We start from the raw sequence: 22511 nt of genomic DNA, 5'->3' as shown, positions 1-22511 counted from the left end.
ATGAAAAAAACAATAAATAAACTCCTGAGCTTATCGCTTTTAGCAATAATGTTCATAGGTTTTACATCATGCGAAAGCGACATGGATGTGGAACCCAATGACCCTAATGCTTTTTTAGATGATGAATTTTATGCTCAACCTGGCGCCTATCAACAAGCAATTGCTGGTGTGTATGCTAACCTGGCATTAACAGGCATTAGAGGCCCTGGCTCATCTAATATTCAAGGATTAGATGCGGGAACAAGTCAGTACGGACGTGGTTTAATGAATTTACAGACCTTTAGTACAGATGAAGCTATCTGGACCTACGAAAATGATCCAGGAATTCGCGAAATACAACGTAATACTTGGTCTGCTGTAAATCCTATTTTGTTGGGTATGTTTAGTAGAATTATGGCTTCTGTGGCTTTCTCAAACGAATTTTTAAGACAGTCTACAGATGCACGACTAAATGAACGAAATATACCAGAAGGAGAACGAGCAGATATTGCTTTGTATCGTGCTGAAGCAAAATTTTTAAGAGCCTTGGCTTACTACCATTTGCTAGATATGTTTGGCAAAGCTCCATTATACGACGAGAGCATAACAGTAGGAAGTTTTGAAGGAGAAGAAATGAACCGTCAAGAATTATTTGAACATGTAGAAACTGAATTAATAGATGTACTTGATGATATGGCACCACCTAGAGGTGTAGACTTTGGTAGAGCTGATCAAGGTACTGCCATGATGGTTCTTGCTAAATTATACCTAAATGCAGAAGTATATACTGGCACACCAAGATACAACGATGCTATGAATTACATCGAACAAATATTAGGAGCTGGATACAGCTTAGCCAATGATTATCAAAATAATTTTAGAGGAGATAACAGTACCAATGAAGCTACCAACGAAATTATTTTTGGAATAACCGCTAATTTTGAAGAATCAAGATCATTTGGACCTGTAGTGGTAATGACCAATGGCGGTGTAGGGAGTGTTGAAGGTAACAACGAAGATTTTGGTTTATTTAATCCAGGTTGGGGTGGAGCAATTCGAATTACTCCACAATTTGCTGAAAAATTTGATGGACCTGAATTTGAAAATGATGCAAGAAATACTATTTTATCTGAAGGCAGGACACGGGAAATTAGTGATGTAGGTAATCCTAACCAAGGATTAGTTTTAGTTAAATACACCAATATTAGAAGTGATGGAACTAACCCAGAATACGATACATTTACAGACACAGCTTTTCCGATGTTTAGATTAGCCGATGTACACTTAATGTATGCAGAAGCTCATCTTCGTGGTGGTGGCGGTAGCCTTAGCCAAGCTGTAAGCTTAATTAACGATTTAAGAACAAGAGCAAATGGAGCAAGTATAAATGAAAGTCAATTAACATTAGACTTTATTCTAGATGAACGTGCAAGAGAGTTGTATTGGGAGTCGCACAGAAGACAAGATTTAATCCGTTTTGGAAAATTTTCTGGCGGGCAATATATTTGGTCTTTTAAAGGCGGATCTGCAAGCGGAATACCGATCAACTCAATTCGCGATTTATACCCTATTCCAGCACAAAGCCTTTCTACAAATAGAAATTTAAGTCAAAACCCAGGATATTAAAAAATTATAATTATGAAGATGAAAAATAAAATTTCAGTATTGATAGCTGCATTCATTGTAAGCTTAAGCTTTAATGCATGTACAGACGATGATAATCTACGTTTTCAAACCGTAGAAAATCCAGAGCAAATTACTTTTCTAAATAATTTCTTACCCGAATATGTTTTAAGTGAAGAAACTGAAAATAATAATGCAGAACGTTTTTTGTGGGCTAGCCCAGACTTTGGTGCTCCCACAGCAGTGAATTATTTTCTAGAAACTTCAGCTGATGGAACGTTTACAGAAGAAAATACACAAGTAATAACTAGCACAAGCGAAACCCAAGTTTCTGTAAGTGTAAGCCAAATGATGGATTTAGCAGAAGCTAAAGGACTAAGCAACAATCAAGTTGAAGATGAAAATGGTGAACTTGTTTTTGATGAAAACGGAGACCCAGTTTACAACAACGTAGGTGAATTATTTTTTAGAGTACGAGCAGACTTAGGAGACAATGCTGAGAATTCTCCAGAAACAACATCTGCAGTACAAGTTATTAATGTACGTATTTTGTTAGCCCCTGTAGATGGTGGTGATGAAGGACCAACTGGCGACTGCGAACTAGACCAACTTTGGTTAGTTGGAGCTGGTGTTCCTGATGCAGGTTGGGGCTGGGGAAGCCCAGTCCAACTGCTTTGTACTGGAGATAATGTATATTCTGGAAATGTAAACTTTAGTCCAGAAAATGATGGCAACTTCAGATTTTTCACCGAAGAAGGAAACTGGGATTCTGGAATTAATTTCCCAGGATTTGTAGACGAAGGATTTACTGTTGATGAAGTATTTCAAGATGCTCAAGATGGTGATAACAACTTTCAATTTATTGGAGATGCTGGTATATATTTCTTAACGGTAGATTATAACAATATGACTATTAGCGTTGGTCCTGAACAAACTGTAGGAGTTTGCGATTTAGATCAATACTGGTTAGTTGGTGCAGGAGTTCCAGATGCTGGATGGGGTTGGGGATCTCCAGTTTCAGTTGCATGTACAGGAGATAATGTATATTCTGGAAATGTAAACTTTAGTCCAGATAACGATGGTAACTTTAGATTTTTCACCGAAGAAGGAAACTGGGACTCAGGTCAAAATTTCCCTTATTTTGTTGAAGAAGGCTTTACAATCGATCCTTTATTCCAAGACGCACAAGATGGCGATAACAACTTCCAATTTATTGGAGAAGCTGGTACCTATTTCTTAACAGTAGATATGGGAAATAAAGTAATTACGTTAGAATAAAAATTATTTAATAAATGGCTACTCAAATTACGGGTAGCCATTATTATATAAAAACTTAACTAAAATGTATAAATTAAAACTATTTTTAAGCTTTGTGTTATTTACAACATTAGCTTTTGCACAACTAAGTATTTCTCCTGAAACTTTTGAAGTGGACGAAGAAATTACCATTACTGTAGATTTATCACAAGACCAATGCAACGGAATTCCTGAAACAGCCACAAAAGTATATATGCACTCGGGTATTGGAACTGAAACCAACGCTTTTGGATTTAGTGTTATTGGAAACTGGGGTCAAGATGACGGTATTGGAGAAATGACCAACTTAGGTAATGGTATTTTCAGTATTACCATTACTCCAAACGTTTATTATGGACTAACTGCTAATCAAGCCAGTAATGCAACTAGAATGGGACTTGTTTTCCGAAATGCTTCAGGAAACCAAGAAATGAAGAATCCAGTTGGAAATAGCTGTGAAGATTTTATTGTTAATGTAGGATCTTTTCAATTAGAACTAACAAATCCTACAACTTCAGCTATTATTCTAGACTTTGGTGAGCAATTTAATATTAATGCTAACACAAGTTTAAATGCAGATTTTAGCTTAACCGCTAATGGCACAGTAATAGACTCACAAATTAATACGCAAAATTACAGCTATACATTAACAGCTAATGCTGATATTGCTTTTGAATTGGTAGCTACAGAAACTGGCGGAAGTGAAACTAAATCTGAAAATTTTAATTTATTGCTAACACCAGATCCAAGTTTATTGCCCGTTCCTGCTGGTATGGAAAATGGAATAAATTTTAATCCATCTAATCCTGACGAGATTACATTAGTGCTGTATGCTCCAAATAAAGATTTTATTCATGTAGCTAACAATTTACCAGATAGTGATTATGCTATAAGTAATACCTATTTAATGAACATCGATCCAATTCAAAACAAACATTGGATTACAATAGATTTAAGTAACAGAACAGACCAAAACAACTTTTTTTACGAATATGTTATCGAAAATGAATTTAGAGTACCGGATCCATTTTCAAGATTAAGCTTAAATCAATTTAACGATCCTTTTATAATGTCTGAAGGAGTTTTCCCAGGATTACCTAGTTTCCCTACCGATAAAACTTCAAATATTTTAACTTGGGTACGACTTAATCAAGCAGAATACGATTGGCAAATTGAAAATTTTGAACGCCCAGATCAAGAAGATTTGGTGGTATATGAATTACTAATCCGAGATTTTGACGAAAACCATAGTTACCAAGATGTTATTGATCGCCTAGATTATTTAGAAGAATTAGGCATTAACGCTATAGAATTAATGCCAATTAGCGAATTCGACAACAACGATTCTTGGGGTTATAATCCATCATTACATATGTCTATCGATAAGTATTACGGTACTCCAGAAAAATTTAAAGAGCTAGTAGATGAAGCACACGCTCGAGGCATGGCCGTAATTTTAGATGTTGTTTACAACCACGGAACTGGACAAAGTCCTTATTTTAGAATGTATAACGATTGTAATGGTTGTTTTGGAGGAAATGCAACAGCAGAAAATCCAATTTTTGCTGAATTTGATCCTAACCCTACTTTTTCGTTTTTTGAAAAAATAAATCACAATAAACCATTTACACATGAATGGTTAGATATGATGAATCAATATTGGCTTGAAGAATATAATATTGATGGATTTCGATTTGACTTTACAAAAGGCTTTACCATGACACCAGGCGATGGTGGTAGTTACGACCAATCGCGTATTGACAACCTTACAAGAATGTATAATGAAATACGTCAGTACGATGAAGAAGCCTATGTAATATTAGAACATTTTGCTCCCGATAGTGAAGAACAAAATTTAATAAACCATAGATTTAATGGATCAAACCCTAATGAAAATGGAATGCTAATGTGGGGCAATGTTAATTTTCAATATGGACAAGCTTCTATGAGTTACGATAACTCTAACTTCAACAGGGTTTCTTACAAAGGAAGATCTAACAGCCAAAACTGGAGTCCACACTCTATAGTTGGTTACATGGAAAGCCACGATGAAGAACGCCAAATGTACAGAAACATAAACTTTGGAAATGGAAGTGGGAATTATCAAATTACCAACTTAAATACAGGCTTAGAGCGATTAGAATTAATCGGCGCATTCTTTTTTACCGTTCCAGGACCAAAAATGATTTGGCAATTTGGTGAGATTGGTTTCGATTATAGCATCAACCATTGCCCTGATGGCAGCATAAATAACGACTGTAGAACGGCTCAGAAACCCTTAGTATGGGACTATTTAAACAATCCAAACCGCATGCAAGTTTACGATACTTGGAAAAAACTAATACAATTTAAATTACAAGACCCAATTTTTAAAACCACTAATTTCACTTTGGAAACTGGTAATGATGTTGAAAAGAAAATTTTTCTTGTAAATGATGATGCTGCAAATGGTGAAATTAGATATGTAACGGTAATCGGTAATTTTGGAGTAAATACAATAACTTCGCAAGCCTTTTTTCAAGAAGCTGGAACATGGTACGATGTATTAACCGAAACTCCTTATAATGTAACGGATACAGCTATGAGCTTTACACTCGAACCAGGCGAATTTTTAGTGTTTGCTAACGAATTACCCGAAGAAACTTTATCTATCGATGAAGTTGAAAAACCAAGGATTAGCCTGTACCCTAACCCAACTTCAAATCAATTTGCAATTAATTCTATTGCACGTAAAATCGAAATTATTAATCTTACAGGTAAAAAAGTAGCAGAATTTAATGGTGAATTTGTTGCCAATCATAAATTTGATATCTCCAACCTAAATACTGGTTTATATTTAGTAAGAATAGAAAGTGAAAATGCAACAACAACTACCAAACTTTTAGTTGAATAAATGTATTTTTTTTAATTGTCTGAATTATCCAAAAAAATCCGTCTCAGTTTGAATTGAGACGGATTATTATTTTTAGGCATTATAACGGTCAAACCAAGAGTTAAAGAATATCTTGATTTTAAAAGCTAAAACTTCAAATCAAATTTGTAAGATTAATCTTTTTTATAGTGATCTTGTATTACGCTTTCTAAGTAGCCAATTTTTTGTACTCCACCACCGTAAGGTCCATATATATACCAAATACTTGGCTTTGCACATAATTTTAATTCATGTTTTTCAAAATCTATAAAAATTATTTCTGTTAAAAAAATAGAATATGGAATAATAAGTTGCATCCTATTTTGATCAATTTCGGTTAAGTTACAATTATTTAAAATATCATCTTTTTCAATTTCTTTTCTAAATTCATCTTTATTTAAAAGTGGTGGTGTAACATTTCGAACCACAGAAACAATGTAATTTTTGTAATTAATTTCTTGCACTCCGTTTCTTTTAATTCTTGTAATCATAGATTTTACAAGTAACAAACTAACAAATACGCTAAAAATAACAGGTACCCAAAAAATCATAAATCGGGTTGGGTTATTAGTTGTACTTATGGTTTCGAAAATAAAAAAAACCAAAGCATAAAGAATAGATTGAACAACTATAACATTAAAATACATTTTATAAATTGGCTTAATCATATTATATTTTATTAATTTTTTTTAAAACAAACAGTAGTAAAATGGGTATGGCTAATAAAACTACCATAAGTAAATTCTGAGAAAAAAGTTGGGGTTGTAAAGCTAATGTAATAAAAAAACCACCCATAGCACCCCCAAAATGTGCATCGTGTCCTATGCTATCGTTTTGTTTTTTCATGGCGTAAATAGAATACAATAAGTAACCTATTCCAAAAACATAAGCAGGTATAGGTATTATAAAGAATAAGCCAAGCATCATATCAGGTTGAAGCAAAATTGCACTATATAAAACCCCAACCACTGCTCCACTTGCTCCCACAGCAGCATATGCATTGTTATTTTTATGAAAAAAATAGGATAAATAATTTCCCAGTATCAAGCTTCCAAAATAAATAGCTAAAAACCCAATTACACCTAGATTAAATAACACGGTATTAGCAAAAAAATAAAGCGTTAACATATTTACCAGTAAGTGAGTTGTATCTACATGTAAAAACCCAGAAGTAAGTAAAATTTTATAATTTTGGTTCTTAAGTTGAGCTATGTTGAATTTATATTGATGAAAAAAACTGTAATCTTTAAAACCCTTAAATGAAACAATTACATTTGCAGCTATTATAAGTAAAGTAATAAGTTGTATGCTCGAATTCATAAGATGTATACCTAAAAAGTCAAATATAACATATATTTGAACAAAATTTTCATAAGCTTGAAAGCACTTGTTTTTTATTTAACGTATCCCGTATTATGGTTTATTTCCATATTACCTTTTCCTGTTATTTATGCCTTATCTAATATGCTGTTTTATATAGTATATCACCTTATAGGCTATCGCAAAAATGTTGTTCGAAAAAATTTAAACCTTTGCTTTCCCCATAAAAACAAAACAGAATTACTAAAAATTGAAAAGAAATTTTATAGGCATTTTTGCGATTTGTATCTTGAAATGATCAAGAGCTTAAGCATGAATGCAGAAACCATGAAAAATAGATTTAAATTTACAAATCCTGAAATTATAGCGGATATAGAAAAACACCAAAAAAGCATAGTTTACTTAGCTGGCCATCATGCTAATTTTGAATGGATGACATCTTTTCAGCTCTGCCCAACCCAACGTGAAGGATTTGGAATTTATAAACGCATTAGAAATCCATACTTCGATCAATTAGCAAAAGATATTCGCGGTAAGTTTTTTATTGAACTAATCGATAAAAATGAAATTGCTAATTTAATAAAGCAACATAGCAAAAACAACCAATTAGTAAACTATGGAATGATTGCTGACCAAGCCCCCAGGCATACAAAAAATGCATATTGGGGTAAATTTATGGGGCTGGATTCACCCATGTTTGTGGGTACCGAAATTTTTGCTAAAAAGCACGACTTAGCACTGGCGTTTATTCATGTAAAAAAAGTAAAACGCGGTTATTACGAAGCTGAGATAAAACAAATTACAAGCGAACCAAAATCTTTCAAGAATTTTGAAATTACAGATCGTTACTTCCAATTAGTTGAAGAAGAAATTAAAGAAACACCAGAATTGTATTTTTGGACCCATAAACGTTGGAAACACTTGTAAATAAGAACATCGAACTTACTTAAAATGAAAAAAATAGTTGCAGTTGCCATGGGTGGATATTCTACCGAAGCCCAAATTTCACTTAAAAGTGGCGAAGTAGTTTACCAACATTTACCCACAAATAAATATGAAGTTTACCGAGCTCATTTACTAAAAAACAATTGGTTTATAGTAGATTCAAAAGGAAATAAACACAATATAGATCGGTCGGATTTTTCATTTAATATAGACGGGGAAAAAATTAAATTTGATGTAGTTTTTAATACCATTCACGGTACACCAGGAGAAGACGGTTTACTGCAGGCTTATTTAAATATGCTTGGAATTGCTCAAACCACTTGCAATTACTATCAAGCAGCCTTAACCTTCAACAAAAGAGATTGTATTTCTGTTTTAAAACCACATGGAATTCCTACAGCAAATAACTATTTCATTAATAAAGGTGATAAAATTAATGTAGATGAAATTATACAAAAAGTAGGCTTACCCTGTTTTGTGAAAGCCAATCGAGCTGGAAGTAGCTTTGGTATTTCAAAAGTTAAGAAAAAATCAGACATAATTGAAGCAATTGAATTTTCATTTCAAGAAGACGATGAAGTTTTAGTTGAATCTTTTTTAGATGGTGTAGAAGTTTCAGTTGGTGTTATAAATTATAAAAATGAAGTTTTAGCTCTTCCGGTAACGCAAATTATTTCAGAAAATGAATTTTTCGATTACGACGCCAAATACCTTGGAAAATCTCAAGAAATTACTCCTGCACTAATTTCAGAACAACAAACTCAAGAAGTTCAAAATCTAGCTAAAAAAGTATTTAAAGTACTTAAATTGAAAGGTTTTACTCGTTCTGAATTTATTTTTCATAATAACAAAGCTCACTTTTTAGAAGTAAACACTTGCCCGGGCTTAACTGAAGCAAGTCTGCTTCCACAACAAGCTAAAGCAGCTGGAATCTCGCTAACTAACTTGTTTGATGAAGCAATAATAGAAGCTTTAAAAACAGAAGATTAAATTTCAAAAAAGTACATTTATTACCGTAAAGCTCAACATGTTGGTAAAGCATGGATAATTTTTGTATTTTCGAATAATAACTTGAAGTATGAAACGAGCAGTTTTTCCAGGATCTTTCGATCCAATAACCAATGGTCATGTAGATATTATCTTGCGTGGTTTAACCTTATTTGATGAATTGATTTTGGCGATTGGCGTAAATGCAAACAAAAAATACATGTTTAGTTTAGATGAACGAAAAGCTTTTTTACAAAACACATTTCAAAATGAACCTAAAATTAAAATTGAAACTTACCAAGGTTTAACAGTAGATTACTGCAAAAAGAAAAATGCGGATTTTATTTTACGTGGGTTAAGAAATCCAGCCGACTTCGAATTTGAAAAAGCCATTGCGCATACCAACCGAAAACTTGAAAAAATTGAAACGGTTTTCTTGCTAACTTCTAGCGGAAAAAGCTACATCTCCTCTTCTATTGTTCGCGATGTAATTCGAAATAATGGTGACTATACGCAGTTAGTACCCGATTCGGTTCGCGTAAAAAAGTAGTCATGCTACACCAGTACGACCAATTAAGTACAAAAGCAAAAAAACAAAGATTATATGGAGAAGCTTAAAGAAAAAATAAAAAAAGCAGACCTATAAGCCGGATTCTGTATTCCGATATTTATCGGAATCCTTATCATTTATCTAGACGCACAATTACTCATACGTTCAAGCTACCTACCCTCCAAGTTAACCGCATAAGTCTCAAGCCTTGGTTTACATGGTATTTCACCGCATAGAGTTTACCTGATTTCACTACAGCATTACCTGTACATCCTTTCTGTTGCACTTGTCCTATCTTAAAAATTAAGATGACGGGCGTTACCCGCTATGCCATGCTTTGGTGTCCGGACTTTCCTCTTTTCATCGAAAATAAAATTTAGATGAACAGCGATAAGGCGGTCTGCTGCGCAAAAGTAGGTATTACTTGGCAATAAATAATCAAATACAAACAATAAGAAGCAGTAAAAAATAGATTTGTACAAGCAAAAAATCAGAAAAAACATTAGTATAAAACTAGTAATTTCTTAAAAATTAGTATCTAATTATTGAAACTAAAAAAGAATGCTACCTTTGTGAGAAATCAAAAATATATGCTTAAAATTGGCGTCTTAGGCGCGGGACATCTTGGAAAAATACACCTGCGTTTACTAAATGAATCTACTAAATATCAATTAATTGGCTTTTACGATGTAAATCCTGAATATGCTCAAAAAGTACAAACTGAATTTGGTTACTCTTATTATTCAGATTATCAGCAATTACTTGAGGAAGTAGATGTTATAGATATTGTAACACCAACACTTTCTCATTTTGAGATGGCCAAAAAAGCTATAGAAAAAGGGAAGCATGTATTCTTAGAAAAACCCATTACTAATACAGTAGCAGAAGCAAATCAATTAATTACACTTGCTAAAAAGCACAAGGTTCTGGGACAAGTAGGACATGTAGAGCGTTTTAATCCAGCATTTAGGGCAGCGATTTCTAAAATTGAAAACCCTATGTTTATAGAAACGCATCGCCTAGCAGAATTTAACCCACGTGGTACAGATGTACCGGTAGTTTTGGATTTAATGATTCATGACATCGATGCCATTTTAAGTGTTGTAAAATCGGAGGTAAAGCAAGTTAATGCTTCTGGAGTTTCGGTAATTTCTGACACTCCAGATATCGCTAATGCCCGAATTCAATTCGAGAATGGCTGTGTTGCCAATTTAACAGCAAGTCGAATTTCTTTAAAAAATATGCGGAAGTCTAGATTTTTTCAAAAAGACGCTTACATTTCTGTAGATTTTCTTGAAAAGCAAATTGAAGTGGTTAAAATGAAAGATGCCCCAGAAAATCCAGGAGACTTCGACATGGTTTTGCAAAACGCAGAAGGTGTTAAAAAGCAAATTTATTTCGACAATCCTGATGTAGGCAGCAACAATGCTATTTTAGATGAATTAGAAACTTTTGCTGATGCCATTGAACATAAAACACGACCCATCGTAAACTTAGAAGATGGTACAAAAGCACTAAAAGTGGCTATGCAAGTAATTGATGCTTTTGGGAAATAATTTTTAGTGTGAGTAGTGAATAGTTAGTAAAATATTGTCTTCTTTCCTTTGGAAAGAGTTAGAGATAGGAAGATAGAAACTAAAATAAAAAAGTAATGAAAAATATAACCGTAATCGGTGCAGGAACAATGGGAAATGGAATTGCCCACACCTTTGCACAATTTGGATACAAAGTAAATTTGGTAGACCTTAGCCAAGAAAGTTTAGAACGTGGTATTGCAACCATCACCAAAAATTTAGACCGAATGCTGGCTAAAGAAAAAATAAGTGAATACGATAAAACTTCAACTTTAAATAATATTACAACTTATACCCAGCTTGAAGAAGGTGCAAAAACAGCAGATTTAGTTGTTGAAGCAGCTTCAGAAAATGAAAATATCAAACTAGACATTTTTAAAACTTTAGATAAGGTTTGTCCTGAAAATTGCATTTTATCAACCAACACATCTTCTATTCCGATTACTAAAATTGCTGCTGTAACACAACGGCCTGATCGAGTAATTGGAATGCACTTTATGAATCCTGTTCCGATTATGAAATTGGTTGAAATTATTCGTGGATATAATACTTCCAACGAAACCAACGATAAAGTGGTAGCCATGGCAAAAAACTTAAAAAAAGTACCTACAGAAGTGAATGATTATCCTGGCTTTGTAGCTAACCGAATTTTAATGCCCATGATCAATGAAGCCATAGAAACATTATATACAGGTGTAGCTGGAGTTGAAGAAATTGATACGGTTATGAAGTTAGGAATGGCACACCCAATGGGACCACTGCAATTAGCAGATTTTATTGGTTTAGATGTTTGTCTTTCCATTTTAGAAGTAATGTACGATGGATTTAAAAACCCAAAATATGCTCCCTGTCCATTATTAGTAAACATGGTACGTGCTGGTAAAATGGGTGTAAAATCGGGTGAAGGGTTTTACGATTATAGCGAAAGCAAAAAAGCAGAAATAGTTTCTAGTCAATTTACCAACTAAAATGCCAAAATTCTGCGCATTTAAGGCAACAAGACCAACCCGAACGAAAATAAGTTTAATGGCTTCACGCCCTTACGAAAGTTATACTAAAAAGGAGCGTGAAGCAAGATTGGAGCATAATCCATTTTCGTTTTTGCATATTGTAAATCCAGGTTACAAATACAAAAAGGAAATTTCAGGAAAACAACGCTTTAGTTTAGTAAAAAATCGCTTTTTAGAGTTTAAAGAAGACGAAATTTTTAAAACTGAAGAGCAAGCGGTATTTTTGTTACACCAAATTCATTACCGAAATGGAGATATTTTTTCTGGTTTTGTAGGCTGTTGCCACGCAGAAGACTATAATCAGAATAAAATAAAACGCCACGAAGAAACATTATCTAAAAGAGTTTCGCTTTTTACAAACTATTTAAAAACTGTAAGATTTAATACCGATCCGGTTTTGTTGACTTATCCGAAGCAAAATGCTTTAGATGAAATTACAGCCGAAGTTATTCAAAATCGTGCAGAATATGAATTTACAACTACCTCACGAGAAACACATTATGTATGGATTATTAAAGATTTAGCACAAATTGAAGCAATTGAAACTGCTATTGCAAAAATTTCACATTTATATATTGCAGATGGTCATCATCGCATTTCTTCTTCGGTAATGTTAAGTAATGAAATGGCTCTCGAAAACGATAAACATACTGGAAATGAAGCTTACAATTTCATTTTAAGCTACTTAATACCAGAGAATCAATTAAAAATAAGAGAGTTTAATAGGTTAGTGAAAGATTTAAACGGCTTAAGTAAAGAAGAGTTTTTAATACGATTAGATGAATTTTTCAGGATAGAAAACCGCAAACAAGATTATTATAAACCTACCTACAAGCATCATTTTAGCATGTATTTAGATGGTGAGTTTTATTCTTTATACCTTCGGAAAAATCATCAAATATTTCAAAATGCTTTAGATGAATTAGATGCACAAATTTTAAATAACTTCATTTTAAAACCCATTTTAGGAATAGCCGATTTTAAAAATAACAAACGTGTAACCTACGCACCAGCTCAAAAAGATATGGCATATGTAAAAGGAAAAGTAGATGCCAAAAAATATGCTGTTGGTTTTGGCATGTTACCTGTACAAATACAAGAAGTAAAACAAATAGCCGATGAAGGCTTAAGTATGCCGCCAAAAAGCACATATATAGATCCTAAGTTAAGAAGCGGAATTTGCATACACGAATTTTAAAGAAAATAAAATGCCAATAAATATATCTAAAAACATCAAGACATTTAAGTCTACAATTCCAGAAGAAGTAGCATTAGTAGCAGTTTCGAAAACTAAACCCAACGAAGATTTAATGGAAGCCTACCAAACGGGACAACGCATTTTTGGAGAAAATAAAATCCAAGAAATGACAGATAAGTGGGAAGCTTTGCCTAAAGATATTGAATGGCATATGATTGGCCATGTGCAAACCAACAAAGTAAAGTACATGGCACCTTATGTTAGTTTAGTTCACGCTGTAGACAAGATGAAATTACTAAAAGAAATTAACAAAAGAGCCAAACAAAATGAACGGGAAATCCGCTGCTTGCTTCAATTAAAAATAGCAGAAGAAGAATCTAAATTTGGCATGAGTAAAGAAGATTTAATCGCTTTATTACAAGACGAAAGAATTCCTCATTTTAATCATGTAAAAATCGTTGGTTTAATGGGAATGGCTACGTTTACAGAAGATAAAGATCAAATTGAACGTGAGTTTGCCTTCTTAAAGAAAACTTTCGATGAATTAAAAACAGAACACCAAAATTTAAAAATATTATCGATGGGAATGAGCGGCGATTATAAATTGGGAATAAAACACGGAAGCAATATGATTCGTATTGGAAGTGCTATCTTTGGCGAACGAAATTAAAAAATAGTATTTGTTTGCCATATTAGACATAGAATCTACTGGAGGAAAGTACAATGAAGAAGGCATTACCGAAATTGCTATCTATAAATTTGATGGTGAAAAAGTAGTAGATCAATTTATTAGTTTAATTAATCCTGAACGCAAAATACAATCGTTTGTAGTTGGACTTACAGGAATTAATAATGAAATGCTCCGAAATGCACCTAAGTTTTACGAAGTAGCTAAACGCATTGTAGAAATTACAGAAAATTGTGTCTTGGTAGCACACAATGCCAAATTTGATTATCGAATTTTACGAACTGAATTTAGCAGACTAGGATTCGAATTTGAACGAAAATCAATTTGTACTGTAGATTTGTCTCAAAAACTAGTGCCCGACTTACCTTCGTATTCTTTAGGGAAATTAGTAAAAAACTTAGGAATACCCATTACCAATCGGCATCGGGCTTCGGGAGATGCTTTAGCAACTGTAGAATTATTCAAGTTACTCTTACAAAAAGACACTTCTAAAACCGTAATTTCAGAAAGCATTAGCATAAAGCCAAAAAAAAGAAAAGACCAAAAGCTAATTCGTTTAATTGAAGAGTTACCTGCAAGAACCGGCGTATATTATTTTTACAACACAGATGGCAAAATAATTTATGTTGGCAAAAGTAAAAATATAAAAAAACGTGCCAATCAACATTTTACCAACGACAGCCCTAAATCCAGGCAAATTCAGTTAGAAACTGAACAAATTAATGTAGAAGTTACCGGAAGCGAACTTATAGCTTTATTAAAGGAGAACCAGGAAATTAAAAAAATTCAGCCGAAATACAACCGTGCATTAAAAAAGAAGCTGTTTACTCATGCTCTTTATAGCAAAGTTAATGCGGACGGATATATAGAATTTAAAATTGGTTCTGCTAAACAAAAAGACGAACCTATTACGACTTTTACCAACATAATGCAAGCCAAAGCTATACTTAACTTTATTGTTGAAGAATACAATTTATGCCAGCGATTATGTGGCTTGCATAAAACCAAAGCTGCCTGTTTTAACTATACAATTAAAGAATGTAAAGGAGCTTGCGTAGGCGAAGAATCTGTAGATAGTTACAATAAACGAGCTCAGCAAGTTATAGAACGCTACAGCTTCAATCAAAAAAACATGTTGGTTATTGACCGAGGCAGAAATGCTTCAGAAAAATCAGTGGTTTGGATAGCTAAGGGCGAATTAAAAGGAATGGGGTTTTTCAACTTAAATTATCAGTTCCAAAACCAAGAAATTCTTCAACAAGTTATTACTCCATTAGATGATAATCGTGATGCAAGGCATATTGTGCAAGCCTATATCAGAAAAAATGAAAAACGAATAAAATTAATTCATCTAAAATGATTTCAGTAATTTTGAAAGTATGACTTGGAAAGAAAAGCTCCACGAGGTAATTTACGAAGCAGACACCAAAGCAGGAAAACTTTTTGATGTTGTGTTACTCATCGTAATATTAATCAGTCTTGTATTAGTTATGCTAGACTCGGTTGGCTATATCTACGAAGTATATCACGATTGGCTTTATATTGCGGAATGGATCATTACTGTTTTTTTTACAATAGAATATATCTTACGAGTTATTAGTATAAAACAAGCCAAAAAATATATTTTTAGTTTTTACGGAATAGTCGATTTTCTTTCTACAATTCCCTTATACATATCATTAATATTTGCTGGTTCTGGAGCATTACTTTCTATAAGAGCTTTGCGTTTATTGCGTGTTTTTAGAATTTTAAAATTGGCTAGGTTAAGTGGTGAAGGCGAAAGAATTGGAACTGCCATTAAAAGGTCTTTGCCTAAAATATCTACATTTTTATTTAGTGTAATTGTGGTTTCTTTTATTGCTGGAACTATAATGTATTTAGTTGAAGGACCTGAGCATGGCTACACCTCAATTCCAAGAAGTATTTATTGGACTATTGTTACCTTTACAACTGTTGGCTATGGAGATATTCATCCTGTTACTCCTTTGGGACAATTTATTGCTACACTAATAATGATTATGGGTTACGGAGTAATTGCAGTGCCTACAGGAATTGTATCTGCCGAAATGGTCAAGCAAGACCGACAACACCAAAACACACAAGTTTGTTTTAATTGTGGAGAAAGCACGCATGATAATTCTGCTAAATTTTGTAGTAAGTGTGGGTACTCGTTAAACAGATCACATGAAAAATAATCAAGCTAAGCTAATTTGTGTTTTAGGGCCCACTGCCATTGGTAAAACTGCCTTAGGAATTCAATTAGCTAAATATTATAATACAGAAATAATTTCTGCAGATTCTAGGCAATTTTATAAAGAAATGCAAATTGGTACTGCTGTTCCTTCAGCTAAAGAGTTAGCAGCAGCAAAACATCATTTTATCCAGCATATTTCTATTGAAGAAGCCTATAGCGTTGGTCAATTTGAGCAAGATGCTAACGAAAAATTAAAAACATTATGTAAACAAAAAGACAAAGTAATTTTAGTTGGGGGTAGCGGCTTATATGTAAAATCAGTAACCGAAGGTTTAGACGAATTTCCTAAAGTAAATGAAGAAATTAGGGAACAATTAAATAAAGAACTAGAAAACAAAGGTTTAGCATATTTACAAACCGAATTAAAAAAAGTAGACCCTAAAGCTTATCAAGCTATTGCAATTGCCAATCCTAAACGAGTAATTCGTGCTTTGGCTGTTTATCGTGCCTCTGCTAAGACTTATTCTTCATTCTTAGGACAAAAGAAGAAAGACAAAAATTTTAGTGTATTAAAAATAGGCTTAACTGCTCCCAGAGAAATTATCTATAACAGAATTGAACAACGCGTAGATATAATGATGGAAAATGGTTTACTCGATGAAGCTAAAACACTATTCGATAAAAGAAACTTGAATGCTTTAAACACCGTTGGATATAAAGAATTATTTGCTTACCTAGAAGGAAGTATTTCTTTAGAAAAAGCTATTGCGGAGATTAAAAAAAATACAAGGCGTTTTGCCAAACGGCAATTAACTTGGTTTACTAATCAGGAAGATGCTCTTTGGTTAGACTACCAAACTCCATTTAAAGAGATAATTAGTATTGTGGAAAAGAAGATTACACAGGCAAATAATATGCCCGTGTAATTTGAAACTGAAAAGCTAATTTGCTTTTTTATTTGTTTTCTTCTTTATGCAGATTTTCCGTCTGATCCTTTAACTACCAATCGGAATCCTTCTCCGTGAATATTTAAAATTTCAACAGAATCGTCTACTTTTAAGTATTTTCTTAATTTAGCAATATACACATCCATACTTCTTGATGTGAAATAGTTATCGTCTCTCCAAATTTTAGTTAGAGCTAACTCACGTGGCATCAAATCGTTTTCATGAAGCGCTAACAAGCGTAATAACTCATTTTCTTTTGGAGACAATTTAATAGGCTCATCTTCTTTAAAAGTCAAAAAACGAAGTTTAGAGTTAAGATGAAAATTGCCAATATTAAATTCAAATTGTTTGCTATCTGCAACACTGTCGCTAGCTTTACGTTGCATTATAGCTTTTATTTTCATCAATAATACTTCGCTATCAAAAGGTTTGTTTAAGTAATCGTCTGCTCCTACTTTGTAGCCTTTCAATACGTCTTCTTTCATGCTTTTAGCAGTTAGAAAAATAATAGGGATGTCTTCATTTTTCTCTCTAATTTCTTTTGCTAAAGTAAATCCATCTTTGTAAGGCATCATTACATCTAAAATACATAAATCGTAATCGCCTTTTTTAAATTTTTCAAAACCTTCCATTCCATTTTTGGCGTGTGTTACGTCAAAATCGTTCATGGTTAAATAATCTTTTAAAACAATTCCAAAATTTGGATCGTCTTCTACTAGTAAAATCTTTTTGTTCTCAGTTTCCATATGTTTATGATATTAATGGTAATTTAATAATGAAGGAGCTTCCAACCCCTTTTTCGCTCTCCACGGATATTTCGCCGTGGTGGTCTTCTACAATACGTTTAACGTAAGCTAAGCCAAGGCCATGGCCTTTAACATTATGAACGTCTCCAGTATGTTCTCTATAAAATTTATCAAAAATTTTCTTCTGTACAGGTTTGTTCATACCAGCACCTTTATCGTTAATTTTTAAGATAACGTAATTTTTTACATTTTCGGTATATACATCAATCTTAGGCGCGTTGGGTGAATATTTTATAGCATTATCGAGTATGTTTACAATTACATTAGTAAAGTGCGATTCGTTAGCTAATATGGATGATTTATTAGCATTAAAATGAGTTTTAATGTAGCCACTTCTATTTTTCACAATTAAATCTACATGACTAATAGCTATATTAACTAAGTCTTGTAGTTTTTGACGATCTTTATCAATATTCAATTCATTACGTTCTAATTTAGAAATACGCAATACATTTTCAACCTGTGCATGCATTCGTTTGTTTTCGTCACGAATCATTTTCAAATACCGATTCACCATTTCTTTATTTTCTCCGACTTTAGGATTATTCATTGAATCCAAAGCGAGATTTATGGTAGCTATAGGAGTTTTAAATTCATGCGTCATGTTATTTATAAAATCTGTTTTAATTTCAGAAATTTGCCGTTGTTTAAATAATTGACTAATAGCAGATGAAAATGTTAATATAATGATGATTGTAAAGATAATAGATATAATCGCCATCCTAGAAATTGAAGAAAGTATTTCTTTTTTCTTATCTGTAAAATTTATGAAGAGTTTGTATTGGTGCTTGCTGTTTTTTGCACCAAAAATAGGCACACCATAGGTAGAAGGGCTTTTTAGAACAAAATTATCTGAACGAACTTTAGTAGGGAGTTCGTCGCTATAAATACCAAACTCAAAATCTGAATTTAAGTTGCGTTGTTTTACTTGGTCTTGTATTAATTCTTTAAGTCGGCTAGCGTCAACTCGTTTATGAATAGGCAACATGCTTGCTCCTTCTTGAATAGCATCGCGCATTAAATAGCGTTCTTCTCTATCCATTTTTTGAATTTTTTCATACCGATCCATCGCAGATAATTTTTTATTATCTAGACCTTCTTTTCTAACTACCCGCGTCACTTTTTTGTTAATAAGCTTCCTAAACTCTATGCTGTCTTTATCTCCATACAAAAAAGGAGATGAAACTTTATAATCTTCCTGTAAAATTGAGTTTGAGTAAACATAATATTCGCTTGATTCGTCTTTGTCTTTTAAATGAAAAAGTTCACTCAATTGAGTTTCAAGGGCATCAGAAGTGTTGGCTAAAGCTGCTACTTCAAAATAATATTTATCTAACTCTTCATTTTCAACTGTTCTAGCAACATTAATAAGCACTTGTTTTGCTGAAATTGAAAACTGCTCTTCACTACTTTCAACTGAGTTTTTAATCCAGTATCCTTGGACGAAAATAATTCCTATTAAAGAAATACTCATCAATAAAATAAGTAAACGGAAAAGCTTTTTATTCATGCTTCAAATGTAAAATTTAAGCGTTTTAACATTTGTAGCTTTAAGAAAAAATTAACTGCAAGATTATTTAAAAATTATGTATATTTTTTAAATATTTATAAATTTCTTGCACTTTTTGTTCTGTTTTTATTAATTCTTCATTATTTATGATAAAATCTGCTAATTTTTTTTTTCGATTATCATCCCATTGATGTTGCATTCTAGCTTCAATTTGTGCATAACTTGTGTTATCCCTTTTTTGTATTCGTTCAATTTTTTCGTCTTTAGGAGCAGTTACCAAAGCTGTATAATCAAATTGGTTTTGTTTGTTTTTTTCAAAAATTATAGCAGCTTCATAAATAAGCAATGGGCTAGTTTGTTTGGTTTTCCATTCTGAAAATGCATTTGCTACAACAGGATGAACTAATTGATTTAAAAGGTTTAGCTTTTCAGGCTTAGAAAAGACTTGTTCAGATAAATAGGCTTTGTTTAATTTTCCATTTAAGTATGTTTGTTCTCCAAAGGATTTAACTATTGCTTGTTTTAAGTTTTTTGAAGTGTTCATTAATTTTTTAGCTTCAATGTCTGCTATAAACACAGGACAACCTAAAGATTTAAAATAGTTAACTACGGTAGTTTTACCACTACCAATTCCTCCTGTAATTGCCAAAGTAATCATCTGCTATTTTCTTAAAACATATTCAACTTGATTCGGTTCAATGGAAACTCGTATAGCCTTAGCTGAAGATTTTTGCAATTTAGGTACTAACGTATAAGCTTTTTTTAAAGCACGATTAAAATCTACAACAACAGCAAAATCATCTTCAGTTATTAACTGGGCATTAATAATACTTGTTTGGAAGCTTAATTTAACATGCTCAGGTATTAATTCAACTAAATAATCTTCTGGCGAATTTTTTAACTGCAAAGGAATAGTAAAACTAATTTCTGTAAATTTTTCAACTCGAATCTGAAAATTCATCAATTTAGTTTCTAATGAAATTAGATTTGGATTTGGATTAATAAGCTCAAATTCACCTTTATGATTAGCTTTCAGCTCTTGTAATGCTATTTTTTTAGTTTTAATGGATTTTATTGAACTGATTATTTGTTTTGGTCCGGCAATTTCAATAGAATCCTTTGATAACTGAATTCCTTTATAGCTTGAAAAAGATTTAGCATAACTTACATTAGCATTAAAATGAATGGGGACTTTTTTAGTTGCTTTTAGTGCGTATGGCAAATTATACTGCACATCTTCAATATTTATATTTGTAGGTGAAACATCTACTTGATTGGCAACTTGAGATAAAAACATGCTGCTTTTAAAGGTATAAAAATATTCATTTTTCTCTAATGAAGAAATTGGAATTAGAATTGTATTCTTCGAGAGCTCTTTCTTAAATATTTTAAACCCAGTCTCAGTTAAGCTTGTATTTAATAGTATTTGATTTTTATCAAGTATTTCATTAACAGGAACATCTACAAATTGAACCTTTAATTCTAAATCAATTTTATGTTCTTTTGAAAACTGAAGAATTAACCATAGCAAAAAAGTAAATGAAGTAAAAAACAAAATGGCCTTCCAATTTGCTGTTTCAAATGCATTTGAAAATATGTTTGTTTTTTTGGTCATATTTAAAATTGTTTTTCTCCTTTAAAGAATAAAAAAGGAAACTTGCTTCTTGGATTTTTATTGAGTAAATGTATAAAAAAGAAACTGTTTATAAATCCAAATCCATACCCAGAAAATTGAATTAAGGTTGATATAATTACATAAAAAGATATTGTAATTGATTTCAATTTAATAAACGATACTAAACTTACTACAAACAAGTAAACTAAACATAAAACTAGTGGGTAGTAAAAATCAAATAGACTAAAAAGTACGGCTAATACTAAAAACAAACTAAATATACTTGGAAAAAAGAAAGATACTTTTTTTGTTTCAGGATGTTTTTTCATTAAAATCGGACGTACTAACCCAAATTTATAAACTTGATTGATGAACTTTTTCCAAGAAATTCTTCTTTTATGAAATACTCCAGCTTCAGCTAAATAAAAGGTTTTATAACCTAATTTTTGAATTCGGATAGACAAATCTGGATCTTCTCCTGGATGAATATTAGCAAAACCAGCTGTTTTTAAAAAAACTTCTTTAGAAATCCCCATATTAAAACTTCTTGGTTCGTAAGTTTGAATTTGCTTTTTACCCCCCCGAATTCCACCTGTTGTAATAAAAGAAGTCATTGTAAAATCTATAGCTTTCTGCAAATTGGTAAAGCCATCATGAGCTAAATCTGGGCCTCCAAAGCAATGCACATTGTTTGTACATATAAATAAAAGGACTTGATTTATATAATTTTTGGGTAAAATTATATCGGAATCTAAGATAACAAAGAAATTTCCACTTGCGTGTTGCATCCCATAATTTCTAGAGTCGCCAGGGCCTGTATTTGCTTTTTTAAGATACTTAATGTTTAATTTCGGTATAAATTCTTCTACAACAGAAAAACATGATATACGCGAACCATCTTCGATTATAACAATTTCAAATAGATGTTGTGTTTGTTGCTTATAAAAGCTATCTAAAAGCTCCTTTATCTCATCAGGTCTATTAAAAACAGGAATAATAAATGAAACCGATAAATCCATACAGCAAATATACTTCATAAAAAAATCCCAGCACTTTCGTACTGGGATTTTGATTAATTAACCTGTAAAAAGGCTTTACTCTTTTATAACCTGGAATGTTTTGCTCGCACCGTTGATGCTTACTTTCATTAAATATACTCCAGCTTCTAAATTACCCATCTCTAATCTTGGATTAGTTTGATTAGGGCGTTGTGTAATTACACGTTGTCCTAGCATATTAAACACTTCTATTTCTTCTACATTATTTGTAGCATCTATAGTTATACTGGTCTTTACAGGGTTTGGATAATAACTGAAATTAGCAGAATCGAAATCGATGGTTGAAACCACTGCGTCTGA

21 protein-coding genes and 1 other RNA gene are annotated in these 22511 nt (G+C 32.4%); 13 read left to right on the top strand and 9 right to left on the bottom strand.

The genetic code is table 11. From position 1 onward, the window contains the following. The 3 genes from IEV63_RS12095 to IEV63_RS12085 all read left to right on the top strand — a co-directional run bounded on the left by IEV63_RS12095 (position 1) and on the right by IEV63_RS12085 (position 5791). Positions 1–1605 carry a RagB/SusD family nutrient uptake outer membrane protein gene (locus tag IEV63_RS12095; protein WP_188407076.1) on the top strand — a complete coding sequence of 535 codons (1605 nt, stop codon included), beginning with the start codon at positions 1–3 and terminating at the stop codon, positions 1603–1605. A gap of 12 nt (positions 1606–1617) precedes the next feature. After that, positions 1618–2880 carry a SusE domain-containing protein gene (locus IEV63_RS12090; RefSeq protein ID WP_188407075.1) on the top strand — a complete coding sequence of 421 codons (1263 nt, stop codon included), beginning with the start codon at positions 1618–1620 and terminating at the stop codon, positions 2878–2880. Positions 2881–2944: 64 nt separating this feature from the next. Beyond that, positions 2945–5791: an alpha-amylase family glycosyl hydrolase gene (locus tag IEV63_RS12085; protein ID WP_188407074.1), complete on the top strand. Its 2847-nt coding sequence runs from the start codon at positions 2945–2947 to the stop codon at positions 5789–5791. 152 nt (positions 5792–5943) lie between these two features. On the opposite strand, the gene IEV63_RS12080 is transcribed toward IEV63_RS12085, so the two are convergent. Both IEV63_RS12080 and IEV63_RS12075 read right to left on the bottom strand, forming a co-directional pair. Further along, on the bottom strand, positions 5944–6477 hold the full coding sequence (locus IEV63_RS12080; RefSeq protein WP_188407073.1) for a hypothetical protein: 534 nt from the start codon (positions 6475–6477) through the stop codon (positions 5944–5946). 1 nt (position 6478) lies between these two features. Continuing rightward, positions 6479–7129 (bottom strand): rhomboid family intramembrane serine protease, encoded by a 651-nt coding sequence (locus IEV63_RS12075; protein ID WP_188407072.1) that lies wholly within the window; start codon positions 7127–7129, stop codon positions 6479–6481. Between the two features lie 36 nt (positions 7130–7165). Between IEV63_RS12075 and IEV63_RS12070 the strand changes: the two genes are divergently transcribed. The 3 genes from IEV63_RS12070 to coaD all read left to right on the top strand — a co-directional run bounded on the left by IEV63_RS12070 (position 7166) and on the right by coaD (position 9611). After that, positions 7166–8056, top strand: coding sequence for a lysophospholipid acyltransferase family protein (locus IEV63_RS12070; protein WP_308419941.1), 891 nt, complete (start codon positions 7166–7168; stop codon positions 8054–8056). Between the two features lie 24 nt (positions 8057–8080). Continuing rightward, positions 8081–9064: a D-alanine--D-alanine ligase gene (locus IEV63_RS12065; protein WP_188407070.1), complete on the top strand. Its 984-nt coding sequence runs from the start codon at positions 8081–8083 to the stop codon at positions 9062–9064. 88 nt (positions 9065–9152) lie between these two features. Next, positions 9153–9611, top strand: a complete 459-nt coding sequence (coaD, locus tag IEV63_RS12060) for a pantetheine-phosphate adenylyltransferase (RefSeq protein WP_188407069.1) — start codon at positions 9153–9155, stop codon at positions 9609–9611. Between the two features lie 77 nt (positions 9612–9688). Here the strand turns inward: coaD and rnpB are convergent. Further along, positions 9689–10018, bottom strand: an RNA gene (gene rnpB / locus IEV63_RS12055) — RNase P RNA component class A. A gap of 183 nt (positions 10019–10201) precedes the next feature. Here rnpB and IEV63_RS12050 point away from each other — a divergent pair. The 7 genes from IEV63_RS12050 (at position 10202) to miaA (ending at position 17201) form a co-directional block, all read left to right on the top strand. Next, entirely contained in the window at positions 10202–11167 is a 966-nt protein-coding gene (locus tag IEV63_RS12050) for a Gfo/Idh/MocA family protein (protein WP_188407068.1), read from the top strand. Positions 11168–11262: 95 nt separating this feature from the next. After that, on the top strand, positions 11263–12153 hold the full coding sequence (locus IEV63_RS12045; RefSeq protein WP_188407067.1) for a 3-hydroxybutyryl-CoA dehydrogenase: 891 nt from the start codon (positions 11263–11265) through the stop codon (positions 12151–12153). Position 12154: 1 nt separating this feature from the next. Next, the gene (locus IEV63_RS12040; protein WP_188407066.1) at positions 12155–13393 is read left to right on the top strand and encodes a DUF1015 domain-containing protein; all 1239 of its coding nucleotides are present in this window, start codon (positions 12155–12157) and stop codon (positions 13391–13393) included. Between the two features lie 10 nt (positions 13394–13403). Beyond that, the gene (locus tag IEV63_RS12035) at positions 13404–14063 is read left to right on the top strand and encodes a YggS family pyridoxal phosphate-dependent enzyme (protein ID WP_188407065.1); all 660 of its coding nucleotides are present in this window, start codon (positions 13404–13406) and stop codon (positions 14061–14063) included. Positions 14064–14073: 10 nt separating this feature from the next. Beyond that, entirely contained in the window at positions 14074–15441 is a 1368-nt protein-coding gene (locus tag IEV63_RS12030; RefSeq protein WP_188407064.1) for an exonuclease domain-containing protein, read from the top strand. 19 nt (positions 15442–15460) lie between these two features. After that, positions 15461–16276: an ion transporter gene (locus IEV63_RS12025; protein ID WP_188407063.1), complete on the top strand. Its 816-nt coding sequence runs from the start codon at positions 15461–15463 to the stop codon at positions 16274–16276. Further along, positions 16266–17201 (top strand): tRNA (adenosine(37)-N6)-dimethylallyltransferase MiaA, encoded by a 936-nt coding sequence (gene miaA / locus IEV63_RS12020; RefSeq protein WP_188407062.1) that lies wholly within the window; start codon positions 16266–16268, stop codon positions 17199–17201. Before IEV63_RS12025 ends, miaA begins: the two co-directional genes overlap by 11 nt. A gap of 44 nt (positions 17202–17245) precedes the next feature. Here miaA and IEV63_RS12015 read toward each other — a convergent pair whose 3' ends face one another. The 6 genes from IEV63_RS12015 to IEV63_RS11990 form a co-directional block, all read right to left on the bottom strand. Beyond that, positions 17246–17968 carry a response regulator transcription factor gene (locus IEV63_RS12015; RefSeq protein WP_188407061.1) on the bottom strand — a complete coding sequence of 241 codons (723 nt, stop codon included), beginning with the start codon at positions 17966–17968 and terminating at the stop codon, positions 17246–17248. Between the two features lie 4 nt (positions 17969–17972). Further along, positions 17973–19538, bottom strand: coding sequence for a sensor histidine kinase (locus tag IEV63_RS12010; RefSeq protein WP_188407060.1), 1566 nt, complete (start codon positions 19536–19538; stop codon positions 17973–17975). 67 nt (positions 19539–19605) lie between these two features. Beyond that, a complete protein-coding gene (coaE, locus tag IEV63_RS12005) occupies positions 19606–20196 on the bottom strand; it encodes a dephospho-CoA kinase (RefSeq protein WP_188407059.1) in 591 nt (196 codons plus the stop codon). 3 nt (positions 20197–20199) lie between these two features. Continuing rightward, on the bottom strand, positions 20200–21153 hold the full coding sequence (locus IEV63_RS12000) for a YbbR-like domain-containing protein (protein WP_188407058.1): 954 nt from the start codon (positions 21151–21153) through the stop codon (positions 20200–20202). Positions 21154–21155: 2 nt separating this feature from the next. Continuing rightward, entirely contained in the window at positions 21156–22190 is a 1035-nt protein-coding gene (locus tag IEV63_RS11995) for a glycosyltransferase family 2 protein (protein WP_229737252.1), read from the bottom strand. A gap of 57 nt (positions 22191–22247) precedes the next feature. Next, positions 22248–22511 (bottom strand): T9SS type A sorting domain-containing protein (locus IEV63_RS11990; RefSeq protein ID WP_188405813.1); only part of this gene is annotated, 264 nt, incomplete at its 5' end.

Source organism: Psychroflexus salis, assembly GCF_014640175.1.
Taxonomy (GTDB): domain Bacteria; phylum Bacteroidota; class Bacteroidia; order Flavobacteriales; family Flavobacteriaceae; genus Psychroflexus; species Psychroflexus salis.
This window is presented reverse-complemented; position numbering and strand designations above follow the sequence as displayed.

Excerpts from the sequence above, each read along its gene's own strand:
- IEV63_RS12000 (WP_188407058.1), bottom strand. The coding sequence starts at position 21,153 with ATGACCAAAAAAACAAACATATTTTCAAATGCATTTGAAACAGCAAAT.
- IEV63_RS12090 (WP_188407075.1), top strand. The coding sequence starts at position 1,618 with ATGAAGATGAAAAATAAAATTTCAGTATTGATAGCTGCATTCATTGTA.
- IEV63_RS11995 (WP_229737252.1), bottom strand. The coding sequence starts at position 22,190 with ATGAAGTATATTTGCTGTATGGATTTATCGGTTTCATTTATTATTCCT.
- IEV63_RS12075 (WP_188407072.1), bottom strand. The coding sequence starts at position 7,129 with ATGAATTCGAGCATACAACTTATTACTTTACTTATAATAGCTGCAAAT.
- IEV63_RS12035 (WP_188407065.1), top strand. The coding sequence starts at position 13,404 with ATGCCAATAAATATATCTAAAAACATCAAGACATTTAAGTCTACAATT.
- IEV63_RS12045 (WP_188407067.1), top strand. The coding sequence starts at position 11,263 with ATGAAAAATATAACCGTAATCGGTGCAGGAACAATGGGAAATGGAATT.
- IEV63_RS12080 (WP_188407073.1), bottom strand. The coding sequence starts at position 6,477 with ATGATTAAGCCAATTTATAAAATGTATTTTAATGTTATAGTTGTTCAA.
- IEV63_RS12010 (WP_188407060.1), bottom strand. The coding sequence starts at position 19,538 with ATGAATAAAAAGCTTTTCCGTTTACTTATTTTATTGATGAGTATTTCT.
- IEV63_RS12040 (WP_188407066.1), top strand. The coding sequence starts at position 12,155 with ATGCCAAAATTCTGCGCATTTAAGGCAACAAGACCAACCCGAACGAAA.
- IEV63_RS12015 (WP_188407061.1), bottom strand. The coding sequence starts at position 17,968 with ATGGAAACTGAGAACAAAAAGATTTTACTAGTAGAAGACGATCCAAAT.
- IEV63_RS12025 (WP_188407063.1), top strand. The coding sequence starts at position 15,461 with ATGACTTGGAAAGAAAAGCTCCACGAGGTAATTTACGAAGCAGACACC.
- IEV63_RS12085 (WP_188407074.1), top strand. The coding sequence starts at position 2,945 with ATGTATAAATTAAAACTATTTTTAAGCTTTGTGTTATTTACAACATTA.
- coaE (WP_188407059.1), bottom strand. The coding sequence starts at position 20,196 with ATGATTACTTTGGCAATTACAGGAGGAATTGGTAGTGGTAAAACTACC.
- IEV63_RS12095 (WP_188407076.1), top strand. The coding sequence starts at position 1 with ATGAAAAAAACAATAAATAAACTCCTGAGCTTATCGCTTTTAGCAATA.
- miaA (WP_188407062.1), top strand. The coding sequence starts at position 16,266 with ATGAAAAATAATCAAGCTAAGCTAATTTGTGTTTTAGGGCCCACTGCC.
- coaD (WP_188407069.1), top strand. The coding sequence starts at position 9,153 with ATGAAACGAGCAGTTTTTCCAGGATCTTTCGATCCAATAACCAATGGT.
- IEV63_RS12050 (WP_188407068.1), top strand. The coding sequence starts at position 10,202 with ATGCTTAAAATTGGCGTCTTAGGCGCGGGACATCTTGGAAAAATACAC.
- IEV63_RS12065 (WP_188407070.1), top strand. The coding sequence starts at position 8,081 with ATGAAAAAAATAGTTGCAGTTGCCATGGGTGGATATTCTACCGAAGCC.